Origin of the sequence: Agarilytica rhodophyticola, assembly GCF_002157225.2 — a bacterium.
In the GTDB taxonomy this organism is placed as follows: domain Bacteria; phylum Pseudomonadota; class Gammaproteobacteria; order Pseudomonadales; family Cellvibrionaceae; genus Agarilytica; species Agarilytica rhodophyticola.
This window is the reverse complement of the sequence record NZ_CP020038.1, coordinates 686,908-710,582: the sequence shown is the minus strand read 5'-3', so window position 1 is coordinate 710,582 and position 23,675 is coordinate 686,908. Positions and strand designations below refer to the sequence as shown.

At 40.3% G+C, this 23,675-nt stretch carries 23 protein-coding genes; 14 read left to right on the top strand and 9 right to left on the bottom strand.

Annotated features, from left to right (window positions below):
- Positions 1 to 780: 780 nt before the first annotated feature.
- Genes BVC89_RS03030 through pomA form a run of 3 tightly spaced genes read right to left on the bottom strand, consistent with a single transcriptional unit; the run spans position 781 to position 3,127 of the window.
- The gene (locus tag BVC89_RS03030; RefSeq protein WP_086929791.1) at positions 781 to 1,341 is read right to left on the bottom strand and encodes a PilZ domain-containing protein; all 561 of its coding nucleotides are present in this window, start codon (positions 1,339 to 1,341) and stop codon (positions 781 to 783) included.
- Between the two features lie 8 nt (positions 1,342 to 1,349).
- Positions 1,350 to 2,342 carry a flagellar motor protein MotB gene (locus tag BVC89_RS03025; protein WP_086929790.1) on the bottom strand — a complete coding sequence of 331 codons (993 nt, stop codon included), beginning with the start codon at positions 2,340 to 2,342 and terminating at the stop codon, positions 1,350 to 1,352.
- A gap of 26 nt (positions 2,343 to 2,368) precedes the next feature.
- Positions 2,369 to 3,127 (bottom strand): flagellar motor protein PomA, encoded by a 759-nt coding sequence (pomA, locus tag BVC89_RS03020; protein ID WP_086929789.1) that lies wholly within the window; start codon positions 3,125 to 3,127, stop codon positions 2,369 to 2,371.
- A gap of 412 nt (positions 3,128 to 3,539) precedes the next feature.
- Between pomA and BVC89_RS03015 the strand changes: the two genes are divergently transcribed.
- From BVC89_RS03015 to pip, 11 genes are all read left to right on the top strand, one after another.
- Positions 3,540 to 3,779 carry an exodeoxyribonuclease VII small subunit gene (locus BVC89_RS03015; RefSeq protein ID WP_086929788.1) on the top strand — a complete coding sequence of 80 codons (240 nt, stop codon included), beginning with the start codon at positions 3,540 to 3,542 and terminating at the stop codon, positions 3,777 to 3,779.
- A gap of 10 nt (positions 3,780 to 3,789) precedes the next feature.
- Entirely contained in the window at positions 3,790 to 4,680 is an 891-nt protein-coding gene (gene ispA / locus BVC89_RS03010) for a (2E,6E)-farnesyl diphosphate synthase (RefSeq protein ID WP_086929787.1), read from the top strand.
- A 111-nt stretch (positions 4,681 to 4,791) separates the two neighbouring features.
- Complete coding sequence (gene hisI / locus BVC89_RS03005) at positions 4,792 to 5,181, top strand: phosphoribosyl-AMP cyclohydrolase (protein WP_245929322.1); 390 nt, start codon at positions 4,792 to 4,794, stop codon at positions 5,179 to 5,181.
- On the top strand, positions 5,178 to 5,513 hold the full coding sequence (locus BVC89_RS03000; protein ID WP_086929785.1) for a phosphoribosyl-ATP diphosphatase: 336 nt from the start codon (positions 5,178 to 5,180) through the stop codon (positions 5,511 to 5,513). The genes hisI and BVC89_RS03000 overlap by 4 nt, the downstream gene beginning before the upstream one ends.
- Positions 5,514 to 5,602: 89 nt before the next feature.
- Positions 5,603 to 5,836, top strand: coding sequence for a twin-arginine translocase TatA/TatE family subunit (gene tatA / locus BVC89_RS02995; RefSeq protein WP_086929784.1), 234 nt, complete (start codon positions 5,603 to 5,605; stop codon positions 5,834 to 5,836).
- Between the two features lie 10 nt (positions 5,837 to 5,846).
- Positions 5,847 to 6,254, top strand: coding sequence for a Sec-independent protein translocase protein TatB (gene tatB, locus BVC89_RS02990; RefSeq protein ID WP_086929783.1), 408 nt, complete (start codon positions 5,847 to 5,849; stop codon positions 6,252 to 6,254).
- 22 nt (positions 6,255 to 6,276) lie between these two features.
- Positions 6,277 to 7,029 carry a twin-arginine translocase subunit TatC gene (tatC, locus tag BVC89_RS02985; protein ID WP_086929782.1) on the top strand — a complete coding sequence of 251 codons (753 nt, stop codon included), beginning with the start codon at positions 6,277 to 6,279 and terminating at the stop codon, positions 7,027 to 7,029.
- 368 nt (positions 7,030 to 7,397) lie between these two features.
- Positions 7,398 to 12,632: an AvrE-family type 3 secretion system effector gene (locus BVC89_RS02980; protein WP_086929781.1), complete on the top strand. Its 5,235-nt coding sequence runs from the start codon at positions 7,398 to 7,400 to the stop codon at positions 12,630 to 12,632.
- Between the two features lie 254 nt (positions 12,633 to 12,886).
- Positions 12,887 to 13,798 carry an inositol polyphosphate kinase family protein gene (locus BVC89_RS02975; protein ID WP_342752234.1) on the top strand — a complete coding sequence of 304 codons (912 nt, stop codon included), beginning with the start codon at positions 12,887 to 12,889 and terminating at the stop codon, positions 13,796 to 13,798.
- An 82-nt stretch (positions 13,799 to 13,880) separates the two neighbouring features.
- The gene (locus BVC89_RS02970) at positions 13,881 to 14,426 is read left to right on the top strand and encodes a hypothetical protein (RefSeq protein WP_086929779.1); all 546 of its coding nucleotides are present in this window, start codon (positions 13,881 to 13,883) and stop codon (positions 14,424 to 14,426) included.
- A 211-nt stretch (positions 14,427 to 14,637) separates the two neighbouring features.
- Positions 14,638 to 15,606, top strand: coding sequence for a prolyl aminopeptidase (pip, locus tag BVC89_RS02965; RefSeq protein WP_086929778.1), 969 nt, complete (start codon positions 14,638 to 14,640; stop codon positions 15,604 to 15,606).
- Positions 15,607 to 15,662: 56 nt separating this feature from the next.
- Here pip and BVC89_RS02960 read toward each other — a convergent pair whose 3' ends face one another.
- Genes BVC89_RS02960 through BVC89_RS02945 form a run of 4 tightly spaced genes read right to left on the bottom strand, consistent with a single transcriptional unit; the run spans position 15,663 to position 18,991 of the window.
- Positions 15,663 to 16,940, bottom strand: a complete 1,278-nt coding sequence (locus BVC89_RS02960; protein WP_086929777.1) for an ATP-binding protein — start codon at positions 16,938 to 16,940, stop codon at positions 15,663 to 15,665.
- An 11-nt stretch (positions 16,941 to 16,951) separates the two neighbouring features.
- Complete coding sequence (locus BVC89_RS02955) at positions 16,952 to 17,641, bottom strand: winged helix-turn-helix domain-containing protein (RefSeq protein WP_086929776.1); 690 nt, start codon at positions 17,639 to 17,641, stop codon at positions 16,952 to 16,954.
- Complete coding sequence (locus tag BVC89_RS02950; RefSeq protein ID WP_245929320.1) at positions 17,641 to 18,024, bottom strand: DUF3019 domain-containing protein; 384 nt, start codon at positions 18,022 to 18,024, stop codon at positions 17,641 to 17,643. The genes BVC89_RS02955 and BVC89_RS02950 overlap by 1 nt, the downstream gene beginning before the upstream one ends.
- Before the next feature lie 16 nt (positions 18,025 to 18,040).
- A complete protein-coding gene (locus BVC89_RS02945; RefSeq protein ID WP_158657759.1) occupies positions 18,041 to 18,991 on the bottom strand; it encodes a MipA/OmpV family protein in 951 nt (316 codons plus the stop codon).
- A gap of 393 nt (positions 18,992 to 19,384) precedes the next feature.
- On the opposite strand from BVC89_RS02945, the gene BVC89_RS02940 reads away from it, so the two are divergent.
- On the top strand, positions 19,385 to 21,436 hold the full coding sequence (locus BVC89_RS02940) for a beta-propeller domain-containing protein (protein WP_086929773.1): 2,052 nt from the start codon (positions 19,385 to 19,387) through the stop codon (positions 21,434 to 21,436).
- A 291-nt stretch (positions 21,437 to 21,727) separates the two neighbouring features.
- On the opposite strand, the gene BVC89_RS02935 is transcribed toward BVC89_RS02940, so the two are convergent.
- Positions 21,728 to 22,045, bottom strand: a complete 318-nt coding sequence (locus tag BVC89_RS02935) for an Mpo1-like protein (protein ID WP_086929772.1) — start codon at positions 22,043 to 22,045, stop codon at positions 21,728 to 21,730.
- Complete coding sequence (locus tag BVC89_RS02930) at positions 22,023 to 22,514, bottom strand: GNAT family N-acetyltransferase (RefSeq protein ID WP_086929771.1); 492 nt, start codon at positions 22,512 to 22,514, stop codon at positions 22,023 to 22,025. Before BVC89_RS02930 ends, BVC89_RS02935 begins: the two co-directional genes overlap by 23 nt.
- Before the next feature lie 115 nt (positions 22,515 to 22,629).
- Between BVC89_RS02930 and dtd the strand changes: the two genes are divergently transcribed.
- Together dtd and BVC89_RS02920 are read left to right on the top strand one after the other, a co-directional pair.
- Positions 22,630 to 23,067, top strand: a complete 438-nt coding sequence (gene dtd / locus BVC89_RS02925) for a D-aminoacyl-tRNA deacylase (RefSeq protein WP_086929770.1) — start codon at positions 22,630 to 22,632, stop codon at positions 23,065 to 23,067.
- 287 nt (positions 23,068 to 23,354) lie between these two features.
- A complete protein-coding gene (locus tag BVC89_RS02920; protein WP_086929769.1) occupies positions 23,355 to 23,582 on the top strand; it encodes a hypothetical protein in 228 nt (75 codons plus the stop codon).
- The last annotated feature ends 93 nt before the right edge of the window (positions 23,583 to 23,675 follow it).

Here is a 23,675-nt window from a genome sequence, read left to right as displayed (position 1 = left end):
TTTTCTAACGCAAATCACTTATCAAAAAATCCACCAGTTAAATCCATAATTCTTTACACCCTAAAACGAAAAAACCCCGCTGAAATCAATCGAGCGGGGTTTTTAAAATTATGGCTAAAGGTTAAAGAGCAAAAAAGTCTCCCAGTCACCAATTTCGACTGATAATGTCGGGTATGGAATATAGGTATTAAAGCTCCTACCTCTATTTGTCGATTTAAATACTTGAAGACAGTATTCCTCTTAAAATCAAACCTAGACAGTTATTACTATTTAGTATTGACATCTATTGCAAATATTACAAACGCTTACGTGGAAATATTACGATATATCATAATTTAGTCAAGTAAGCAGGTAGCCATAATATCAACAGAAATATGAATAAAGTATGACATTACAGAAAGAACATGACTGCGAATGTTATAAACTTCAGATTAAATAAAGAATAAGAAAAAGTTAGCGGGATAGAAAACGCCACGACATTGATGTGTCGTGGCTAACTCACAGGATGTACCCAATCCTCGGGCCAGTATGGCTAAACCGTCCTTGCTCCTTGCCCATGTCCATATGTACGCGTCCTTAACAACCACCATTTTAACGCCGGGACGTATCCGAGCTAGTGGAGATTGTCGTCAAATCGTGTGAGATATTTCTCACGAACGAAGAATAGCGCGCCACACGCATAAAAACAACAAGATTATGTAAATAATCTATTTATCGCTTTTAGTTATAAATGAATCAATAGAAAAACACCATCTAAAGAGGTGAATATTGTATACGGAACTAGTTACCACGCATCTTTTTAAGTTGCTGGCTTTGACACTGCACAATATGCTGAATCAAAAGTTCTTGTGCTTGCTCCCCCATGCTGTAGAAGTCGATGCGCCAATACCAAGATTTTTTATCACTAATAGGTTCACAGCCTACGATTATACCGTTGACGACTATTTTTTTCTCCGACGGAAACAAAGTTAGCTCCATCTTTAGCTTGGCACCTTTTGTAATTTGTTCATCGTTTTCAAATGCAATACCACAAGCACTAATATTTGCGGCTTTAACTCTGTGAGCAATACGACTGATCACCTGATTTTCTAGCACTAACTGGTTCACCACTCTCTCGAGTTTTTGATTAAACACCGTAATTAACTCGACAATTTTTGGGTGCTCATCTGCCAATTCCACTAATAGACGTTCAATCTGTTGATCGTGCTTAGAAACAAGCTCTAAGACACTCGCGTTACCTTTTTGAAACCCGATATCATGATTATCGCCTTCTAGTACCTGGTATGAGATACCAATAGTTTCATTAATGCGGAAATATCGTCGCCTCTCATTTTGTCGCATAGTTTCGCCTAAAAAATTTCTTCTGGTTCAAGATCAAAAAGATATTCAGGTGCTAGGTCGAGCTCTCTAAGGATATCATCGCCATCCTCTTGTTCTTTTAAAAGTTTGATATCTTCTTCATCTAACTCGTTCTCTAAACCCTGTTTAATGAGAATTTCAACCCGTCGGTTGCGTGCACGGTTTTCCCTAGAATCATTTGGCGCCAGAGGTACGGTATCAGAAAAACCTGAAACTTCGAAGCGCTTTGGGGTTAATTCACCACCTTTCATCAACTCCATAGCAACACTCACGGCGCGAGAGGAAGACAGCTCCCAATTTGAACGAAAACGCGAGTTACTGATAGGGATATCATCCGTATGGCCTTGTATTTCGATTCTTCCAGGCTTCTGTACCAACACCGCCTTTACTTCGCGCATGACGTCAATATAAGAAGGTGACATTTGTGCTGACCCGGATACGAAAGAGCCTTTCTCACGAATCCTAATAATGATGAGACGACCACGTGTTTCAACTTCTACCTGTCCCTCCATGATTTGCTCCTCGAGCGCATCGGCTAGTTGGAAGGCATCTTGCTCCGTCTTTTCAAGCAGTTCCTGCAGCTTTTCTTTAACCCGTACTTTTACCCCAGCATCAAAGCTATCATCACCCTGCTCGACGGTAAATTCTTCATTACAATCTACTTCCAGGGACATTTCGGTAATATCTTCAGTATGTTGCCAAATCTCGTTTATAGGTGTGGATTCCGGTCGTCCGGGACTGAATTCTTGAGCAATAATGCTTGTCCCCTTCGGTATATCTGTAACATTCAATTTGTTCTGCACACCAAAAGCCTGAGCCATAGTTCCGGCTAGACGCTTAAATTTCATCGCGTCCATTTCTGAGAATGACAATAACAATACGAAAAAACACATCAACAATGACATGAGGTCGGCAAATGTTCCCATCCAAGGCGGCAACCCCGGCGGGCAGTCGCAGCCACCTTCTTCATCTTCATCACTCATTCAGACACCTCTGTGTGTATAGAAGATTATTCAGCTTCTGTTTCGCGCTTACCTTCGGGTAGGTAATTGCGTAACATGGAATCAATAACCCGTGGGTTTTGTCCTCCTTGAATCGCCAGTAAAGCATCGATAACGAGGCTCTTGACCATGGCTTCTTCAGCTGCGCGCAATTTAAGTTTGTCCGCTATGGGGCCAGTCATTGCATTGGCAATAATCGCCCCGTATAGAGTCGTCAACAGCGCAACCGCCATCGCAGGCCCAATCGCCTTGGGGTCATCCATATTGGCCAACATAGCAACCAAACCGATTAGCGTCCCAATCATTCCCATGGCTGGTGCCATATCTGTCATAGAAGCGAAAATAGATGAGCCAACGGCATGGCGCTCCACGGCCTGATTTTTATCTTTTGAAAGGAGGGTCTTAACAACTTCGGGATCGTGGCCATCTACCAGTAACTGAATACCTCTTTGCAGAAAGTCGCTGCTCACTTCTTTCCCTTCAAGAGAGAGCAATCCGCCTTTGCGCGCTTCATCCGCCAGTCCCACAATCTCATCAATCAACTCATTAGTATCGGGTAATGAATTTTTAAAACTTTTCCCTGCGACTTTCATGGCACCCAAAAACTGCCCCAAACCATACTTGATCATCACAGCGAAAATACTTCCGCCAACAACAATTACCAGAGAAGGGCCATTGACAAACATACCAAGTTCGCCACTCATCAACATCGAAATGACGATAAGCGCAATCGCGCCGAGCATGCCAACGAGGGTTGCTAAATCCACTTCCTACTCCTCACAACATTTACATTCATTCAGTAAAACTCATATGGCCTAAAGCGTAATGATGAAAAATCAAAAAACCGCCAACTTTTAGGAAAGACTATTTATTAGTCTAGCAGGCCACTGAAACAAGTTTTGGGCAATATATAAAAACCTATTAAGCTTTTGATTTTTATAATAAAAGCTACATAACCCCATTAATCTTCAGTATTCTCACACCATATAAAAATGGCGCTCTTAACATCGACTCAGGGGTACATTAGGCGATAGATAGAAGGTATTTTTATCTCCCATAGATGAATATCGGCATTAACAAAAAATAATGAAGGTTTGTTATGGAAGCTTATTTTGAAGATTGTGTATTGACCCCTATGCAAGCCTTCTGTAGGGTAAGCCGCTCAATAGGAGAGCACTTTTGTCTACAAAAAAAACACTCGATTTCGAGAAATCACTGCAAGAGCTTGAAGGTGTCGTGCAGGCACTTGAGAACGGCGATTTAAGTCTTGAAGAATCACTAAAAACGTTCGAAAGTGGCATCAAGCTTACACGCACATGCCAGGCTGCACTACAAGAAGCCGAACAACGGGTAAACATTCTGTTGGAACAGGATGGAGAGCAACGAACAACGGAATTTGATACCTCCTCCTTGGATTAGCAGCTGTCCCATGAATCCAAGCCTAGGTGAATTTATTTCTCATTATCAGGCGAGAATTGAAGCTAAACTCGCCCAATTGTTAGATAACATAGACAGCCATAACACTACCCTAGTCGCTGCAATGAAACACAGCTTGCTTGGTGGCGGCAAAAGAATGCGGCCATTATTGGCATACGCCACAGCCCAAGCTCTAAATAATGCCAACGATGCCACAGATAACTTCGCATGTGCTCTTGAGTGTATCCATGTATATAGCCTAATTCATGATGACTTACCGGCAATGGATGATGATGAGCTAAGACGCGGCAAGCCCACATGTCATATTGCTTATGACGAAGCAACCGCCATCCTTGCTGGAGATGCTTTACAGACTCTAGCATTTGAGGTTTTGGCTGACAGCAATATACCACTCCCTCCGCAACTGCGTATTAATGCCATATCCGAACTCGCCCGCGCGTCCGGCGCACGAGGTATGGTAGTGGGCCAAGCAATAGATCTCGAAGCAGTGGACTCGGCACCCTCTATTAGCCAGATGGAGACAATGCACAAGCATAAAACCGGGGCATTAATCGAAGCTAGTGTAGTGCTAGGCGCGCTTTCAGCGAATGCTAATGAACAGAGCTTCACCAAACTTAGAAGCTTTGCTCAAACTATTGGCTTAGCCTTCCAGATTCAGGACGATATTTTAGATGTCACTTCAGATACAAAAACCTTGGGTAAAGCACAAGGTGCCGATATTAAGCGCAACAAGCCCACATACGTTTCACTATTGGGGCTAGAAAATGCTCAGGAGAAAGTTAGAGACTTATATGAAAACGCTATAGACGCTTTGGCCCCATTTGGAGAGCAAGGACAAATGTTACGCCTACTGGCACAATATATTGTGAAACGCAATTATTAACCTATAAAACATGCTAACGCGTCCTCATATAGGGGTTACTTTTCGTTAAGTTACTTCGCGCAAAACAGCAAATCCGGTAGAATAATCACTTACGATGAGATGCACGACTCAATGATCAGTACAGATTTTCTCGATGAAATAAAGTGGACATCAGACGGCCTATTACCCGCCATCGCACAGGATGCAAATACAGGTAAAATACTTATGATGGCATGGATGAACAGGGAATCATTGAAGATAACCGCCGAAGAGAAAAAAGCCGTCTACTGGTCTAGATCACGTCAAAAATTGTGGCGCAAAGGTGAGTCATCAGGCAATACTCAGATAGTAGAGAGTATCCGCCTAGATTGTGACGCAGATGTACTGGTACTAAAAGTCCAACAGATCGGCAATATTGCCTGTCATACTGGACGAGAGTCCTGTTTTTATAGAGAGCTTATCGACGGTAAATGGCACACAGTAGAAGACGTTATAAAAGATCCTAAGGATATATATTCATGAGCCAGGTATTACAAGTACTCGATAAAGTACTTGAAGAACGTAAAAACAGTGCAAGTGCTGAAGAATCTTATGTGGCGCAACTACATGAGAAAGGATTGAATAAAATTCTCGAAAAAGTTGGCGAGGAATCTACAGAAACGATCATTGCAGCGAAAGATGCCGAGCGCTCTGGCCAACTCGATCTATTGGTCGCGGAAACCGCCGATTTGTGGTTTCATTCGATGGTGATGCTATCTCATTTGGGAACAGATAGTTCTGCGGTATTGGAAGAACTTTCCAGGCGCTTTAATCTCTCGGGCCTCGAAGAAAAAGCGTCTCGCAATAAGTCGTAATAATCGACACCTATAATTGATAGATACTGTTACGTAAAACACAGTATGTAACTTAAAACATAACTGAAGATATAGTTCTTGGAGAAGATATGGGACTTGGTGGAATTAGCCCTTGGTCATTACTGTTAATACTTGTCATAGTATTGCTTCTATTCGGTACTAAAAAGCTACGCGGTTTAGGTGGTGATCTAGGCGGCGCTCTTAAGGGCTTTAAAAAAGCCATGGCCGATGACGATAATGAAGTTAAAAAAGTGGAAGCTGATAAACACAGTGAAAATATAGAAGACACTGTGGAAAAAAAAGAAACCACTGAAGCGAAGTAAGTAGCGCAATATGGGCTTTGCTGAACTTGTTGTTATTGCCATTGTGGGTCTTATAGTTGTTGGGCCAGACAGACTTCCTGAAGCTCTGAAAACGGGCTTGGTGTGGGTTGGTCGTGTTAAACGTATGATCAGTAGTACACGCGTGGAGCTGGAACAGCAACTCGGTGTCGATGAAATACGCCGCGAAATTCACAATGAGCAGGTGCTCGACTCCTTAAAAGCTTTGAAGGTAGCCAAGCAGGAAGCAGAGCAAAGCATGGATAGTGTTAACAAAGAGGTGGCCAAGGTCGGCGTCACTATTAACGAAAACTTTGGCCCTGAAGATGACGGTGTTTTCGGTGATCAAAGTGCCAACCACCCTCCACAACACAATGAAGCTGTGGAACATCAAAGCGATGAAAATCGCGATATTCGCTAGTTTTCAAAGATTCTAAAATACGATGGATACAAATTCTGCCGAAGAGCAACCTCTCATTCAACACCTTCTTGAATTGCGCTCGCGCTTATTGAAATCACTACTTTGCGTAGTCATTACATTTGCCGCGCTATTTGTATTTGCCAATGACATTTACGAGTTCGTTGCTCATCCCCTACAGCAATTCTTACCTGAAAATAGCACTATGATTGCTACTGATGTAGCGTCACCATTTTTGACACCTTTCAAGCTGACCCTTCTGGTATCTATGTTTCTATCGATGCCCTACATACTATTTCAGATATGGTCATTTATTGCGCCTGCTCTTTATCAAAATGAAAAAAGACTAGCGCTGCCTTTATTTGTGTCTAGCGTTATTTTGTTCTATTGCGGTATCGCTTTTGCCTATTATGTGGTGTTTCCACTCGCGTTTCAGTTCTTTATGAGCGTCGCCCCTGACAGTGTTGCTGCCATGCCTGATATGAGCAGTTATTTGAATTTCGTATTAAAAATCATCTTCGGCTTTGGCGTTGCCTTTGAAGTCCCTGTAGTCACCGTCATGCTGATTGCGGCTGGCGTCACCACCACCGAAAGTCTGGCGACAAAACGTCCTTATGTGATTGTAGGCTGTTTTGTCTTGGGTATGTTCCTGACACCACCAGATGTTATATCTCAAGTATTACTGGCGCTCCCCATGTGGTTGCTATTCGAGTTGGGTTTATTTTTTGGAAACTTTATTGTTAAAAAAACGCCATCGGAACAGCAAGACGCACTATAGAGCTAATTTATTAATTCGAAAGATAGAATAATCTTTCGAAGCCCTCCTCTAAGCCAATCCATATATTCGACCTAAAATAAGGGGCTTTTGCAGTCACTTTATTTCAGCTACCTATGCGACATATCTTTCCACGGCGATTGAGAAAATGAAATACACCCTCTCATTGATTGAAATTAATAACGATTGCCGCCAACAGAAAATATAAACGAATTAATATTTAGATACCTCGATAACTAGACCGGGAAAAGATGAACTTTCTGGTAGTTAGTACTACCTAATATGCATCATTCCAGTTGAAATTGATAATCATTTTCACGAAAGAAAACAATTCTCATTCTAAAAGAAAAGCAGAGTCTGGGGTATACACCTTGAAAATACATCTTCCTAAAATACATATTCGACAAAGCTTTGCTAAGTTTAAGCAAAAAAATAAGGAGGCCCCTTCACAGTCGAACGATTCTATAAGTATACCAAATAGAGAGATACAGCGGGATAACTACGGTCGAGATTTTTCAAATACTTATATTAATAGAGATCAAACAAGGCAAGGTTATATTGCAACAGACTCAGCGAGAACAAATAAAGCAAATACAGCTAATCAAACAGATGAGCATATTGCACGTCCTTATATCGAAGCGGATCCAGCTAGAAATATAGGACTAATTGGAGATAAGAGAGAGAATAGTTCTCAATATCTTTCAAACCCATTGAGAGATGCATTAGAAGCTTCAGGAATTAGCAAGTTAACAGAAAAGCCGAGTTTGCAAGCAAACATAAACCTTTCAGTTGACCAAGAAAATAATGTTAAGTTTGAGTCTGAAAATAATGAAACAGTAACTAATTTGTTGACACATATGCTGTCAGATAAAGTTAAAACTATTAAGCACATATCTTCAGCTAGCGATAAAACGCATCAAAGTTTACTCATCCACGATTTAGATAACGGTGAATTGGGAATTAAAGCAGTGACCCAAAGTAAAGGCGATGCCGTCTCTGTTGCGACATATAAAACAACACTTTCAGCAGAGAGTTTTTTGAAAGATGAAAAGAGTGTCCTCGACATCAATGTACCCCACACAGTTATCGCTCAAATTAAACGTAATGTATTTCAAAATAAAAATGGAGAGCTATTTAGAATAGAAAACAACCAAGTCTACAAGCTCAATACAGATCAAGAAAGATGGAATCCAGTTAACGATAATGCTGAACCAACACATAAACTTGTCCCATCGTATAAAAATGGTGATATTTACCAAGTTACAGATTCAGAAATAAAGAGTTTAAATACTGGGGTCTCACTGAACACAGATATGCACAGTGGAGAACTTAAGCACATTGATGGGCAAGGCAATATGATTGGACTGAACAGAGACAGCCAGAGTGGCAAACACACTTTGATACTTGGCCACATACAACAACCAGCCGTTCGTCATATCCCAGTAGCATTATCACAAAATGAAAATATTTTAGATGTAACTCAACAAGATGGAAACCTTTTCATTATCTCTGCAGGATTAGATAGTGCTGGAGAAAAAGAGTATAACTTGTATTCTTTGACTTTAGATAACAAGCAAGAACAACAGGCTACGGTTAACACACCACTAAAAAAACTATCATTACTCGATAAGTCATCAACAAATTATTTTTCCTTAGCGGCTTTTCATCATGACAGTGAAGGTAAAGTTTATATAGAGTTTAATAAAGATAAGGAAAGCTATATTTCTCCTCTCGCAAGTAATGATACCCCTGACGTAAATCTATCGAATCATGCTTGGGTTTTAAAAGATGCTATTGCAGCAGAGCATAAAAATGGTTTACCTACACCTTTAATTGATCGCAACGTTGAGTTCAATACGGGAGAAAAACTCTTACTCAGCGAAGGCACTATTTTATATGAAGACCTAACAAGCAAGGAGCATCACTCAACATCCATAAGAGGGGAAATCGCTGCTCTCGAAACAGACGGAAGAGGTAAGAAAGCTTATATACTCGCAGATAACCAAGTACAATCTTTATCTATTGGAGTACCAACAACAAAGTTTAATATTTCTCGTCACACAGCAAATAACTTGTCACAAGGTGCAGCCACTCAGGTATCAGCAACGCCATACAGTGGAGAAAACATTGTTGCATTTGCGGCTGCCCATGAGCATCTTATTGTCCAGCTAGATAATGAAGGTGAGCTCACCGCTCTTGAAAAAGGTGAAAGTAAATCATTATCTGAAATCAGTGCACTCCCTGATAATAGTCCGATAAAACAGCTCGCCTTTGACCGTGCGGGTGACCTAGTCGCATTAGGAGAGTCAGGTAAGATATTTAAAATCAATGCCAAAGAGCTTAGTCAGAGCTTAAAAGATAATCACAATCATGAAGAACAAGTATGGCATGAGATAAGATTACCAATTAATGCCAGCGCTAAAGCAATTCACTCTGGGCCTGAAGTGAAAGTAGAAATTTACTACAACGATCAGGCTGAAACACAAGACATGTCGATAAATCGATCGGAGCTTACCTCATTAAAAGCACCTATAAAGAATAATCCTTACCATGATTTTGCAAAACGATCCAACTATGGACACATACATGAAAAAAAAAATAAGCAAGGAGAAAAGGAAGTCAGCTTACATAAACGCCAGCGAATCTTATCTAGAATGGGTAACTATGGCGCACATATTAAAGATCCTTTTGTCCGTGCGCCAGAATTATTAAAACAAATCAAGACTGACATAAAAGGCACAAAAAGCACTCGCGAAATATCTAATGCTGCGAAACAAACCCATCAGGACTACCAGCAATTAGTAAGTTCCTTAAAACATACAAATCCAGCAGGTAGCACATTCGCAGATGTTTTAAAATCTCTTGAAACACGTTCGCCAGAAGCGGCAGACAGTGCCAATTTGCTATATCAAGAGTTAATGAAACAACTACAAGACACCTTATTTCAAGCCGGAGCAGAACGGAATGTTATAAACCCTAGGACAGGTAATGTACAAATCACAAATAAACATGTAGGAAAGGAGTTTGGCTATGGCGATAGAGACCTAATTCAAAGCATAAAAAAATTACTATCACATTTTCAAATTGATGACCAAAAGAAAATATATGATTTAATCACGGCTTTTGAGCAAAGTAATCAGGGTCTTGTTTCTCATTCGCCAATTTTGGGATCCAAGCAGGCTCACTCTAATCGCAGCTTACAAATTTCCAAAGAACATTTAGAATTAATCGCAGTAACATTGAATAAACTCAGTGAGATAATTAAACAAGTTGATGTAAATGAAACAGCAGACAAAACACTAACAACACAAATAGAAGAGCTTAGCAATAGCTATAAAAATAACCCTGTCGCAAAACAAAATAGGCTAGGGATGACAAGCTATGAAGAAGTGATAAATATGGAAAAAGCAAAGAAAGATTTTGCTCAGTCTTTCGATAGAGCTAATAGTGCGATCAACCGTTCAATGCGTGCTATGTGTGGTACAGCTAATCGTGAAGACACTTTATCCGTCATGCGAGAAGTCATGAATTCAATGCCGAAAGAAGCCGTTGTAGTCTTGGGGCAAGATGTTAGATTTGTCCCCAAAATTGATTTTGCCTGGGCAATACCTTTCGCAAAGTTAATAGGCAAGCCCTTAGGTATCTCAGCATTTGCTACGGTTAAAGGGACTCTAGGCCTAGAAAATAAAATGGTATTCAGCATGATGGAAAATGGCGATTTATTTATTAGCACTAACCGAGAAGTGAACAAGGGCTTAATGGTGTCAGCAGGTATTGGAGCCACTATAGGAAAATTATCTAAATTTTTTCTTCCCGAGAGTGCAAAAAATAACGCATCAGATAGTAGCAATAAGAACCCTTTAAATTTAAGGCCAGCACTGAGGCTAAATGCTTGGATGGATATGGTTGCAATGCATGGAAAAGAGAAAGGTGCGATCCTAAATATACCTGCTGAAGAGCGTGATAATTTTCTTGAAAAGCTATTTGGTGGCAATGCGACTTCTCAGATTAAAGAAATCCTAGATACCGCCAATAAAAAAACAGCCGTTAAAGCGACAAATTTTGATGCTAATGTTAATTTCTCAACACAAGCTGACGTGAGAGGCATTGTAAACGCTGATATAGGCATAGATAAAATTAATACATTGCTACGAACTCAAGCAGAGCTAACGGCTAGCCTGAACTTGGTAGAAGTTAAATATCATGATTCGTATAGAGTTGCACGAGGAGATATTAGACACAGAGTAAGCGATCAAGTAGTACACCTTATACCAGAAGCCTATCTACAAACCCAACTTCGATTACTAGGCGCTGGCGAAGCTTATTTAAATGAAGCCACCCCAGGCAACGGAAATACCTTGCTATATGGTATGTTCGGAGAAAGTGCGAAAATACTTTATAAGCGTAAAGTTAGACCTCAAGATAAAAAACATGAAGGAACCTTTAATTCAAATGCAGGTGGCATCGGAGAAAAGGTAGCTCATAGAGTCGAAAAACCTATTAATCAGCTTTCTGAAAAAATTACCCGAAATCCCAAATTTAACAAAGTCAATAAGGCACTTAGAGGTGTAGACAATAGACGTATTAACAGGTTCGATGAAAGGATAAGAGCAACACCTGACGTTAAAAAATCAAGTTATCTCGACGCTATTGCAGAATTAGCAGACTCTATGAAAACGCAATATCCAGAAGCGGCTAAAGTAATAATGGATATACATTCTGAAATCAAAGAAAGCGAGAACGAAAATTTCCGCGCTAAAGCATCACCTATTATTCAACAAGCAACTCAACTATTGACTGAATTTCAAAAACATGGAAGCTTTGAAAATATGTCAGAAGATATATCACCGTTAAATAACAGACAGTTATCAGCTATCAACAGTCTTATTTTGCTAGATGCAAAAAAACAAGCTTATGATAACGGACAATATCTACAATCGAAACTTCGTTATACCACAATGGTCACAAACCTGGATCGATTAACCGATCCGGGCACAGTCAATAAACTTGCTGCGAAAATTGGTCTAGGAACAACAGTTGATACAGCATCTCACCTCGCCAAATTAGTGCAACAGTCTGGCGACTTTAAACGCATCATCCATGAAGAGGCTGAAAGATCATGGCGAACAGCCCCAACGGCAACTATTTCTCATTCTGTTAACGCCACAGTGAGAATGACATTTCATCCAGATGTACAACTAAGAGTCGATAGCCTAGCAGCAAGAGGCTTACTATCAGAGCAAATTATTGATGATTTGCAAAAAGGTGTGGGCAGTATAATAAAAATGGTTGATGGAAAGCCAATAGTAATACCCGATCCAAATTCAGGTAAAAATAACATGATACCTTTCCAGATAGAAATTACCCGAGATAAAGCACGAGCAAGAGATTTTGAAACGCCACTCCCATTAATAAGAGCGGGAGCAAAAACTAATATCTCGACAACAACTATTGCCACCACAATTAACCTAGGCTATGAATCGGGCAAAATTGATCCAACATCAATAAGTGTAGAACGTCCTATAATACAAGACTTAAGTGAAGATTTATCGAAAAAATTGGCGATCAGATCCGCTAAGGCCGCCGGCATTCACATATCGAGCTAAAACCGCTTAAGAGAAGTCCTATAGAGGTTAACTTAGGTTAATCTCTATATTAACGTAAGATATGTTACTGCAAATTAAACTTTTATGCTTTGTATGCCACTAATAGTTATTCTCGCTTAAGGGCGACTTTAATAAACTGAATATATCTTAGTTGTATGATGCATCGTCTATTTCACACTATAAGAGCAAACCCAACGACTCCATCTACCCTACACATAGTGGGACGAAAAAGCTCACAAGCAGTGCCGGCAGTGATGACAACAAACACGCAGAAGTCCCTAACACAAAAAAAAACTACACATAACGACGCTTTAAATTCCGGACAAACTGTAGGCAATACAAAGGCACAAGCCACTCAAGGCCCTACACAAGTCGCAGGGCATGCGGGAGATATTGCCGTTTTGGATAGTGACAGAATCGTTAAAATAATGGGAGAAAAAGAGGCACATACTTACCTCAAGTATGGTAAACAATTAAAGGGAATCATACCAAATGCGACCGCAATCACCCCTGAAGTACTAGAAAACCTCCCTTTGGAATTGCGAGATAAAATAAACACTATGCGTCAGACAAAAAAAGGGGAGTTGAAGGTGATTTTAAGTAAAGTAGGCGGCTCTCATATAAAGCCGACAACTTGGGATATAAAACTTGCTAAAAGTACAACATCTAAAACACAGTTAGTTGAAGAAGGTCATTCCTCTCCAATAACAAAAAAAATAAGAATGACAAGCCTAGACCTTATCTATGGTTCTAGGTCATTGTTTGGAGAAAGTCGTGGCTACCGGATGGAAGGCACCAATCTTCCCGAAGCCCAAGGTGCGAGCAAGCGAGATATAGCAAAAAACACTAATAAATATATGGCAAGCTCACTAACCCCATTTTCAGCTCGAGAAAAAAATCAAATCATCGATAAAATGATTGAAAAAGCAATAGAAACTCAATCGAAATTAAATGAGATAGGGTTAGTGTTTATTGGAAGTAGTTTTCTGATATCCACAGAAAATGGAGAGAAAAAATTAGGTGATATGGATATGAGATTAATTGATCTTGCACATCCAGTCGAAAAAACGAAAGAAACCGATGAGCACTTTAAACGAAAACAACAGCAGTTTAATGAAGGTATTGATAATTTCATTAAACACCTAGAGAACTTACGAGCACTATAATTTCAATTCAATTGCTCTTATTCAGTTAAAGTTAAGATACGCCAACATAGACTGGGTCAAAATATTCGATAAGGACTCAGCCATGACACTGTTCAGACGACTCCAAGCGTTAGCATTTATCACAATAAGTGCTATCTTTGTTAGCGCCTGCGGTGGTGATGATGAATACTATAATGACCATGACCATCACCACGACGATCCTCCTGCGTTAAGGCAGTTTGATATTATCGACACTTACGGCACAAATTCTGAATTTGATAACAATACCGAGCTTGCTATTTCTCCTATCATAAACAATGGTGAGTTTGAGATATTTTGGACAGTCACTAGCGATGTTGACTATTACGTAGAATTTAGAATCAATGATCACGCTAGTCCTAATGGCAGCCGTTTAATTTCCTCTGAACTGTGTGGGCCTTTTTCTTTCTGCCATGACAATCAATATCAGTTTTGTGATTATAGCAATAGCCTCAATGTGAGGTGTGAGAGCTCTAGTAACCATAGACAATCAGCCTATATCGGAGATTTTCTCCCCAATATCCCGCAAGATGCCTATTTTATTTTGCAAGTCTGCGATTCAGCATACTTCTACTGCGAGTATGAAGCTCGGCATGTTTCTATAGAGTAGAAAATACACCAAGCTTATGAGAATAAGTCATTGGGAAAAGGACAAGCCCAAGACTTCTGGCTGGAGAGCCTTATGCTATTTTTCACGACAAGCATTACGGGCAAAGCCCTTAAATTATTAAGCTGAGCTGTAATATTGCATTTTCCTATATGTTCACGACAAAAGATACCAGCTAAACTATAGAGAGTTGGCAAACTGTCGAGACAAATCAATGCAAATACTGTATCCCGAAATAAAACCTTATGCCCGCCACGATGTTGTGGTGAGCGATGTCCATACCCTATATGTGGAAGAATGTGGCGATCCTGAAGGCCTGCCCATCTTATTTGTTCATGGCGGTCCTGGGGCTGGTTTTAATTCGAGTGATCGGCGCTTTTTCGACCCAGAAAAATATCGCATCATCTTATTTGATCAACGAGGTAGTGGTCGTTCCAAACCCCATGCGGATTTGACAGATAATACACCCACACATCTGATTAGCGATATGGAGGTAATACGCAATCAACTCAATATCGATAAATGGATCTTGTTTGGAGGATCTTGGGGTTCCACCCTAAGCCTACTCTATGCCCAGGCCCACCCGCAGAGAGTCAGCGGCCTTATTTTACGAGGCATCTTTTTATCACGAGATATTGACTTAAATTGGTTTTATCAATCAGGCGCCCATCACGTATTTCCCGACTACTGGCAGGACTTCGTTAAGCCCATTCCAGTTGAAGAAAGAGAAGATATGATTGCCGCCTACTACAAGCGCCTAACAGGAGATAACGAATTAGCAAAGATGGCAGCAGCGAAAGCTTGGTCGATATGGGAGGGCAGGTGTGCTACGTTGAGACCTAATCCTGAGGTTGTTCATCGTTTTGCAGAACCTCATCTGGCGGTGTCATTAGCACGTATAGAAACCCACTACTTTATTAATCGAACCTTTCTTGAGCCCAACCAAATTATTAATAATGCCCAAGCTCTTGAAGGGATTCCAGGCATTATTGTGCACGGCCGTTATGATATGGTGTGTTCACTCGATAATGCTTTTAGTTTACATCAAGCGTGGCCAGATTCTGAACTGCATATCATCCGAGATGCTGGCCATTCATCGAGTGAGCCAGGAATTATCGATGCATTGATTAAAGCAACAAATGCCATGGCAAAAATGTGCGGTGAGGGGGATCATACAAGTTAAATCTGATCTATATCAGATATTTTAATTCAGGCTTAGTATGACAAAAGCGCGACATCTCAAGGCCAGCGCAGAATAAATCGTGCGCCGCCATGGGATGAAGCAACTACCTTTACTTCACCGTTATGCCATTTCATAATTCTGTGTACAATGGCCAAACCTAGACCAAAACCGCTTTTGTTTTCACAGCCACTATTGCGTAAACGCACAAACGCTTGAAATACTTTTTTCGCGTCTTTCAAATCAATCCCAGGCCCATCATCTTCAATCGCAATACAATAAGCCCCGTCGTCTATCGACAAGGTTACCCAAACACAGCTATGGCAGTATTTAAATGCATTTTGAATGACATTATGCAAACAGCGTTCTAGCAAATACCATTCTGCATAAACAGCGTTATTATCCAATAAGTTTATGACTTCAGTTTTAACATCTTTATCACTATATGCCCGACGATTGATATCAAGCACATTGTTAATCAAAGAATATAGATCGCCTCGCTTAAACTGTAGCTTTTCTTGACGTTGTTCGAATCCTGCATAAGTTAATAACTCGTTAATTAACTTTTCCATCTCGGTAACATCTTCGCGCACACTATCTATTTGTTTGTCTCTACTACTTGCATCTTTAGTATCCTTGGCCATTTCCAAAGCAAATTTCATTCGCGCCAGTGGTGTTCTTAACTCATGAGAAACGGCATAGGTCATTTCTTTGTGAGTTGCTAACAACTCATCAATGCGCGTTTTCATGCTATTAAAGGCAGAAGCTAAAGAATATACAGTAGAACTTTGCCCCAATTCAATTTTACTCGGCGCATTATCCAGCCCCACTTTTTGGGTGTATAGCTGTAATTTTCTTAAATCTCTCGACAAAGGCCAAACCCAAAAATAAATAATAATAGCAATGGCTAAATAAAAAGTAATGAGTAAAATAAAATACACATGCTCTCTTTCGTTACTCTTGTCATTGAGAATAACTCGAACAATATACTCGGTGCCGACAATACGTTTATAGCTTGAGCGACGACCCTGATCATCAAACAAACTAACGGTACGGCCATCGGCAATTTTTTCAGCGAGGGAAGATTTGGCTAGTTCCTCGAGGGAATAAATTTGCATGTCCTGTTTAATGAAAAGGCTAAGTTCTCGACTCTTCTCTATTGCTTCGTCTAAAGTCAAGCCTTTTAGCTCAGACTCAATTAATTTAAAAAATGCTTGTTCAAAAGGTTGGACTTCTGGTTCAGGGTTATACACTTGCCAGAGTCGATCAGTTCCCCAGCCAACGATAATTACAGAAATAACCACTAACAAATAAAGAGAAACAAACGCCCTATTCATCGCAGTCGTTACTACCAAGCATCGGGCACAAATAAATAGCCTTTCCCCCAGACCGTTTTTATTTTTTCGGGATTATCAGGATTATCGTTAAGCTTCTTTCGGATATGAGAGATGCGCACGTCTATAGTACGGTCTAAGCCATCATATGGGCGGTTGTATATAGCGTTGAAGAGATATTCACGGCTAAGAATTTTACCTGCATTTTTTGCCAGCTCTAAAAGCAGATCAAACTCATGACTGGAAAGAATAACATTCTCACCGTTTAAATGAATTTTGCGCGCAGCAACATTGAGACTCAACGCTCCAATGCTAATTTCATCTTGTTCTTTTTTCTCTTCACTATGATAACGACGCAGCAGTGCTCGTATTCTCGCCAATAGCACACGAGGTTCAGCCGGTTTAATCACATAATCATCTGCACCGAATTCTAAACCAAGCACTTGATCCATATTAGAGTCCCGAGCTGTCAACATTAAAATTGGCCCAGAATATTTTGGTCGTATTTCTTTACAAATGGTCAATCCATCTTTACCAGGTAACATAATATCTAAGATAACGATATCAGGCATTAACTCACTTACACGGCGAGGAACATTGTGGCCAATTCCCTCGATCACAACTCTAAATTCATTGCTCACTAGATAATCCTTAACTAGTTGAGCTAGACGCTCATCATCTTCAGCTAACAGTACACAATTCATCAAAAAAAGCTCCAAGCATTTCTTCTACGCCTGCGATATTTCGTATTATCTTGCACAACCTCAAACGCTTCCGTCACAACTAAATTCTGGTTTTCAATTTCCTTGAGTTGAAAATTAACATTACGTGATGCAGAAATTTCCACATGATGCTCACCCGAAAACGCACGGTTCCAACAGTTTAAAGGGCTACTTTTATCCGTTCGATATAAACATAAAGATCTGCGATTCTCCGAGGTCCATCTAATTTCCAATTCATCATGGCACAGTTCTTCGCCTTCAGACAATACACATAAACGAGGTTTAATCGAAAATTGAATAACAGGCAGAGTATTATCGGCCGAACTATGAACAGCAATAGCGAGAGAAAACAACGTTAAAGTCACACAGTGTCGACACGCTCTAAAAATGGTATTCTCCCCCGAAAAATAGCGCTAGTGTCGTATCTTCAGTAACAATTGGGCTATTGCGCACTTCGCTGCCAAACCAACGGTTATGAGCAATGGCACGCAAAGACCATTTTTTACTTAAACGATATTGCCAGTCCATTTTTAAATAATAAGAAATATCATCATCGACAGTGTACACATCGGCAGGATTAGACGTTTCGTTACTGCGTACACCATAAAAATAATCCAATGTTTTGCTATCTTTCCATTCGGCACCAATACTCAACTCTATTGCGTTCTTAGGCATAGCAAACGAATGTGATATGGCACCGCGAATTTGTTTACCATCATGCACTGATGTTACATCCTGAAGCGCTTGCAAGCCAAGACTAAAATAGTTCGAATTGAATGTATATTCAAAACCTGCCAACCCAGCAATATCCCGATCGTGAAGAGAGTCAACGTTATTTATTGTTCTCTGCTGTGGCGCAGCCACCGGATCTTGCAAAAAATCATCACCAGGATCATTACTTGGAAGCTGCTGTTGTTGTTGGGCAAAGCTTGAACTTAGGCTAGGGTCAGCAACAGTAGCAGATCTTCCCTCTATCGAGAAATTACCAATTCCGATATCATCAAAAAATATCTGGTCATAACTTATCGTTCCTATGATATTTACCATATGTTGCTCGTCACTGTAGAGCGTCAAGCCTATGGTGTCTGTCTCCCAGAAGAAATACTCACCGTAGTAACTAATACTAGGCAACAATAGGATAGGTATATTGTCTTCACCTACAATAGGGTTAGTACGCACCCCCAGACCAACCCCTAAAGAAAACTGCCAGCTTCCTACCTCAATACAATCTTTATCTTCGCCAGAGCAAGCTGCATCCGCATTGGCACGGGCACAAAGCATCAGCACCAGAAGTGCAAACAAATAGAGAGAGTGGGTTTTCACATGGGGCATATTAAGCATCATCGACATTGTTGTAACATGTCATAAATCATGCGTTTAGCTAACACTTCATTCTATAAGGTTTTGGCAAAGAATTGTTAAAAAGTGTAATAGCATAAATTACCTCGCAGCTTTCTTCTAATTTATCGAATTACACTTGTTAACACAAAGATGCAATTCCTTTACAGACATATATACAAAAAAAATAACATGATTACACCTGCCAATTTTAGAGTTTATAGCAAAAAATTGGCTGATACCCGAACAAAGGGATTCAAGTACACAATACAGTTTACATCATGTTATTAAAGGAACCTGTGATTCACCTCGAATGATTTCTGGCTCCCAGGCGTTCCCGAGGTAAATCAGAGGTTCCTAAAATCAAAACACTATGGGGAATTTAACATGCTTAAGCGAGTAAGCATTGCTATTTTATCTACCGCGGCCATCGCCTGTGGCGGCGGGAATAATTCCACTACACCGCAAACATCAGACACCGTTAGCATAAACGACTACCCCAATCTCACCAAAGCAGGCATTGAAGCCAAGATACTCGAACCTGCAACAGCAAGTTCACTAGAACGCCATTTAAAAAATGGGCTGCGTCTTAATGTTAACATTAGATCTATGGGTGATGTCGGCGGCGCCTTTGATGAAGCCGTTGCCAATGCAAGCAGCGTTGACACGACAACCTTAAGCTCCGCTAGCAATAGTGAATTTTCCAGCACAAACACTCATATTTTAGGTGTCGATGAATCAGACTTCGTAAAATATGATGGGCGCTACATCTATATGGTGACACACCCTGAATATATTTGGAACCAGGAACGTCCCAACGCGAAAATTAGAATTTTACAAACAGACCCAGGTAATGCTGACGCGCAAGAGATTGGAGAAATAAAAATCGCTAACGAACAAGACCAAAAACAATGGGGCGAAGTCAGCGAGCTTTACTTAGTCGGTGATAACACAAGCACTAATACTTTGGTAACACTGCGCTCAACTTGGAGTTTCGCAAGTGCAGCTGAACCGACGTTTACAGACAATATATTTACTACATCATTTTTTGCACCACAGGCTAATCAAGTCCAACTAGCGTCATATAATGTTGAAGATCCAAGCCAAGCAGTACAAGACTTCACTTTAGAAATCGATGGTTATTTACAAGCCAGCAGAAAAATAGGTAATACACTGTATCTAGTCACACAGTATTCTCCATACTTACCATTTCTTAAATATTTTGTAGAAGATGAAACAGAAGCAGAAGAAAATGAAGCGCGAATCGCTAATATATCCTTAAGAGATTTATTGCCTTCTATTAAAATCAACAATGGAGAAGCGCAACCGTTATTGAATGCAGAAGATTGCCTAGTGCCGGAGAACTTAAATAATAATCACGGTTTCCTCAATATTGTGTCACTCATCGCCATTGATTTAGATAATAATAATGTAAGTTCAGTAAAATGCTTAAATACCCAAGTGGATGGAATCTACTCCAATGCCAATAGCTTGTACCTAGGTGGTTCATCTTATAATGCCAGTACCGGAGGTCTGACAGTTATTCATAAATTTAACTTGGAAGATAACATTAATTATCGTTCCACAGGCATAGTGTCAGGTACATTTGATTGGCGCGATCCATCGTTTCATATGGATGAATACGACAACCATCTACGCGTCGTAACAACATCTAGACCTAACAATCAGGAGATCAAACACCAGCTTACAGTATTACGCGACAGCCCTAACAGCGATGAAATGTTAGAGGTTTCAAGCTTACCCAATGAGCAAAATCCTGCGACTATTGGTAAGCCCAATGAAAGAATATTTGCTGTTCGTTTTATGGGAGAGCGAGCTTATATTGTCACTTTTGAACAAATAGATCCGCTTTACGCGCTCGATTTATCCGATCCAGACAACCCTGCTATCGCCGGAGAATTAGAAGTTCCTGGGTTTTCCACATATTTACATCCAATCGATAATAATTATTTAATAGGTATTGGACGTGAAACTAATGAGCAAGGCGTAAGGCAAGGTTTAAAAGTCAGCCTTTACGACGTGCAAGACATAAGCAGCCCAAGCTTATTGGGTAGTGAAGTTATTAGTGGCAGCAGAACTTGGTCAAGCGCACTTTTTGATCTCCGTGCCATTAGCTTTTTATCACCTTCACCAGATCAACTACGCTTTGCATTTCCAATAAGTCGTTATGACGAACAAGGCCAATGGCAAGATGAAGCCTTACACTTGTTCCAGATCAATGACTTAACAGGAAATAATGCTACTCTATCCACAAATGGAAAGATGGTATCTGAAACGCGGTCTGATAGCACTCTCTGGCCAACTTTCTCCGGCACGGATAGAAGCATCATGCACGATGAAGCTGTGTATTACACACATGGCAATGGTGTTTGGTCGGGCTTTTGGGCAAGTCCATCAAGTGCTTCTGGGCCTCATTAATTTAGTTTTTGTATAGTTGATATATCATTGCACCTCTTACCATCGCCTTTTTACGTCTAGCCGATACATAGGCGATGGTACTTTTTACATGCACTAGGTGCGTATTATATTTATATACCAAGGATACAGCTGCTGTTACTATCCTCTTCTCTCACTGTTTTCTTTTCGAGAATCTAAACCTTTATTAGAGACCCTCAGCCCGTTTGCTAAAAGATTTTTAACAGACAAGTTACCTATATAATAGGCTGTTCTCGTTAACGACTAAAAGCTCATTAGCTAGAGCTTTACTTATCATGTATGACGTTGAACCTCTCGCTCCATTTGTCCCCTGCACATAAGAAAAAACATTTTATAATCTGCCATTAAAGACCAAAAAGGATATTTAAATGTGGCAGGACGATTTCTCTCAATAAAAAAATGAGAAATCCATGCAAAACTATAGCCTGCAAGAGGCGCAAGAAGAATAAGCTCAAAACTATAGAAAAGGGCAAACAGCAAAGCAATTATAGATAATAAAGTCCCTACAAAATGCATATTGCGAGTATGAGCTTTACTATGCTCATGAACGTAAAAGGGCCAAAACTCATTAAAACTTTGATAGCGGTTCATTATTGAGTTCCTCATTATTAGGGCAGTGCCTGTCATCAGGGTCTAAGGTTTTAATCATACGAAAGTGTTCCCCCACACCTTCGATCGCAAATTTATCTCCATCGATGAAAAAACCGTGTTCTAGATACAAACTAGACACATTCACACGAGCATTACACCACAAAAAGTGGCCTTGTTCACTTATCACCACGTCCTGAGCTATGTTAAGTAGGGCACTGGCAATACCTCGACGACGAAACTCTTGATCTACCGCCACACCGCGAATTCGCCAACCACCTTTCACTTCTTGTCCAGGAATATCTTCTTCATAGAGGGATAAAATGCCTACTAGCGTATTATCAATGGTATAGCCAAAGTGCTTAGCCTGCTCATCACCTTGAAAAAAGCAGGTAGCAAGCGGTCGACCTGGCCGCAGGATTTTTTGGCGTAAGGGGTAGGTCTGCTCAGGATTTATCTTTATTATCGACATCGTTTAGAGCCCGTATTCACACACTACAATACTACCAACTATTCTGTGCCAATGGCCATGGGGTTAATGGCACTTTAAACGACTATGAGCTAATAAAAAGAATTGATAAAAGCATATGAAGGTACTTATACAACGAGTTAAACACGCTTATGTGGAAGTTTCTGGAGAAACAATTGGGAAAATTAATCATGGGATATTGGCGCTAATTGGCATCGAAAAGAATGACAATGAAGAGACACTGCAGCGTATGGCAAATAAACTTCTCGCTTATCGAATCTTCTCAGATCAAGATGGCAAAATGAACCTCAACGTTAAAGACGTTGCAGGAGGCGTACTTGCGGTATCACAGTTTACCTTAGCGGCAAATACCCAAAAAGGTTTGCGTCCCGGCTTCTCTGAAGCGGCCCCGCCTGCAAGCGCTGAACGCTTATACCAGTCATTTGTAAAGCTCTTACAATCTCAGCACAACAATGTGGAACAAGGCAAATTCGGGGCGGATATGCAGGTATCTTTACTAAATGACGGCCCAGTCACGTTTATGCTAGAAATGTAATTCAAATAAGAAAGAACAAAACAAGAACAAAATATAATCAAAAGAAATAGCAACATAGCTTATAATTTATCCAAAACCATATTCTAATAGCTAACCACTAATAAATGGTATAGCAATTAGTATGAACAGGCGCTGGGATTCTGCTAGACTAGCGCCCCAATTAAACGCCTCAAATTTCTGCATTAGCAATTTGCTTACATGGCTGAAATATGAGCAAGCCTAATAGCAGTAATCGAAAGAGCAACCACAAACTAGTTGCCACAATAAAATAGTAACAGGAGCTACCTATGGATTCGTTATCCGCCGTATTCGTAACCTTCGGAGCGGTCATCATTCTTATCGGCTGGGTGCAGCTACTTTTCACTTCTTTTGCTGAAGATTATAGCTGGGGACTGACAACACTATTCCTCCCTCCTCTATCCTATATCTATGGTTTTTGTGCACTAGATAAAGCCAAAGATGCCATGATAGCCACAGTTATCGGTTGGCTTTTGGTCATATTTGGTTTGCTATAAGAAAGAACAGCTTCCATTACTAGAAGATCCCTTACAAGCGCAGATAGTACTGATAAATAGCACTAAAGCGGTAAAGGGATCTTATAAACTAAA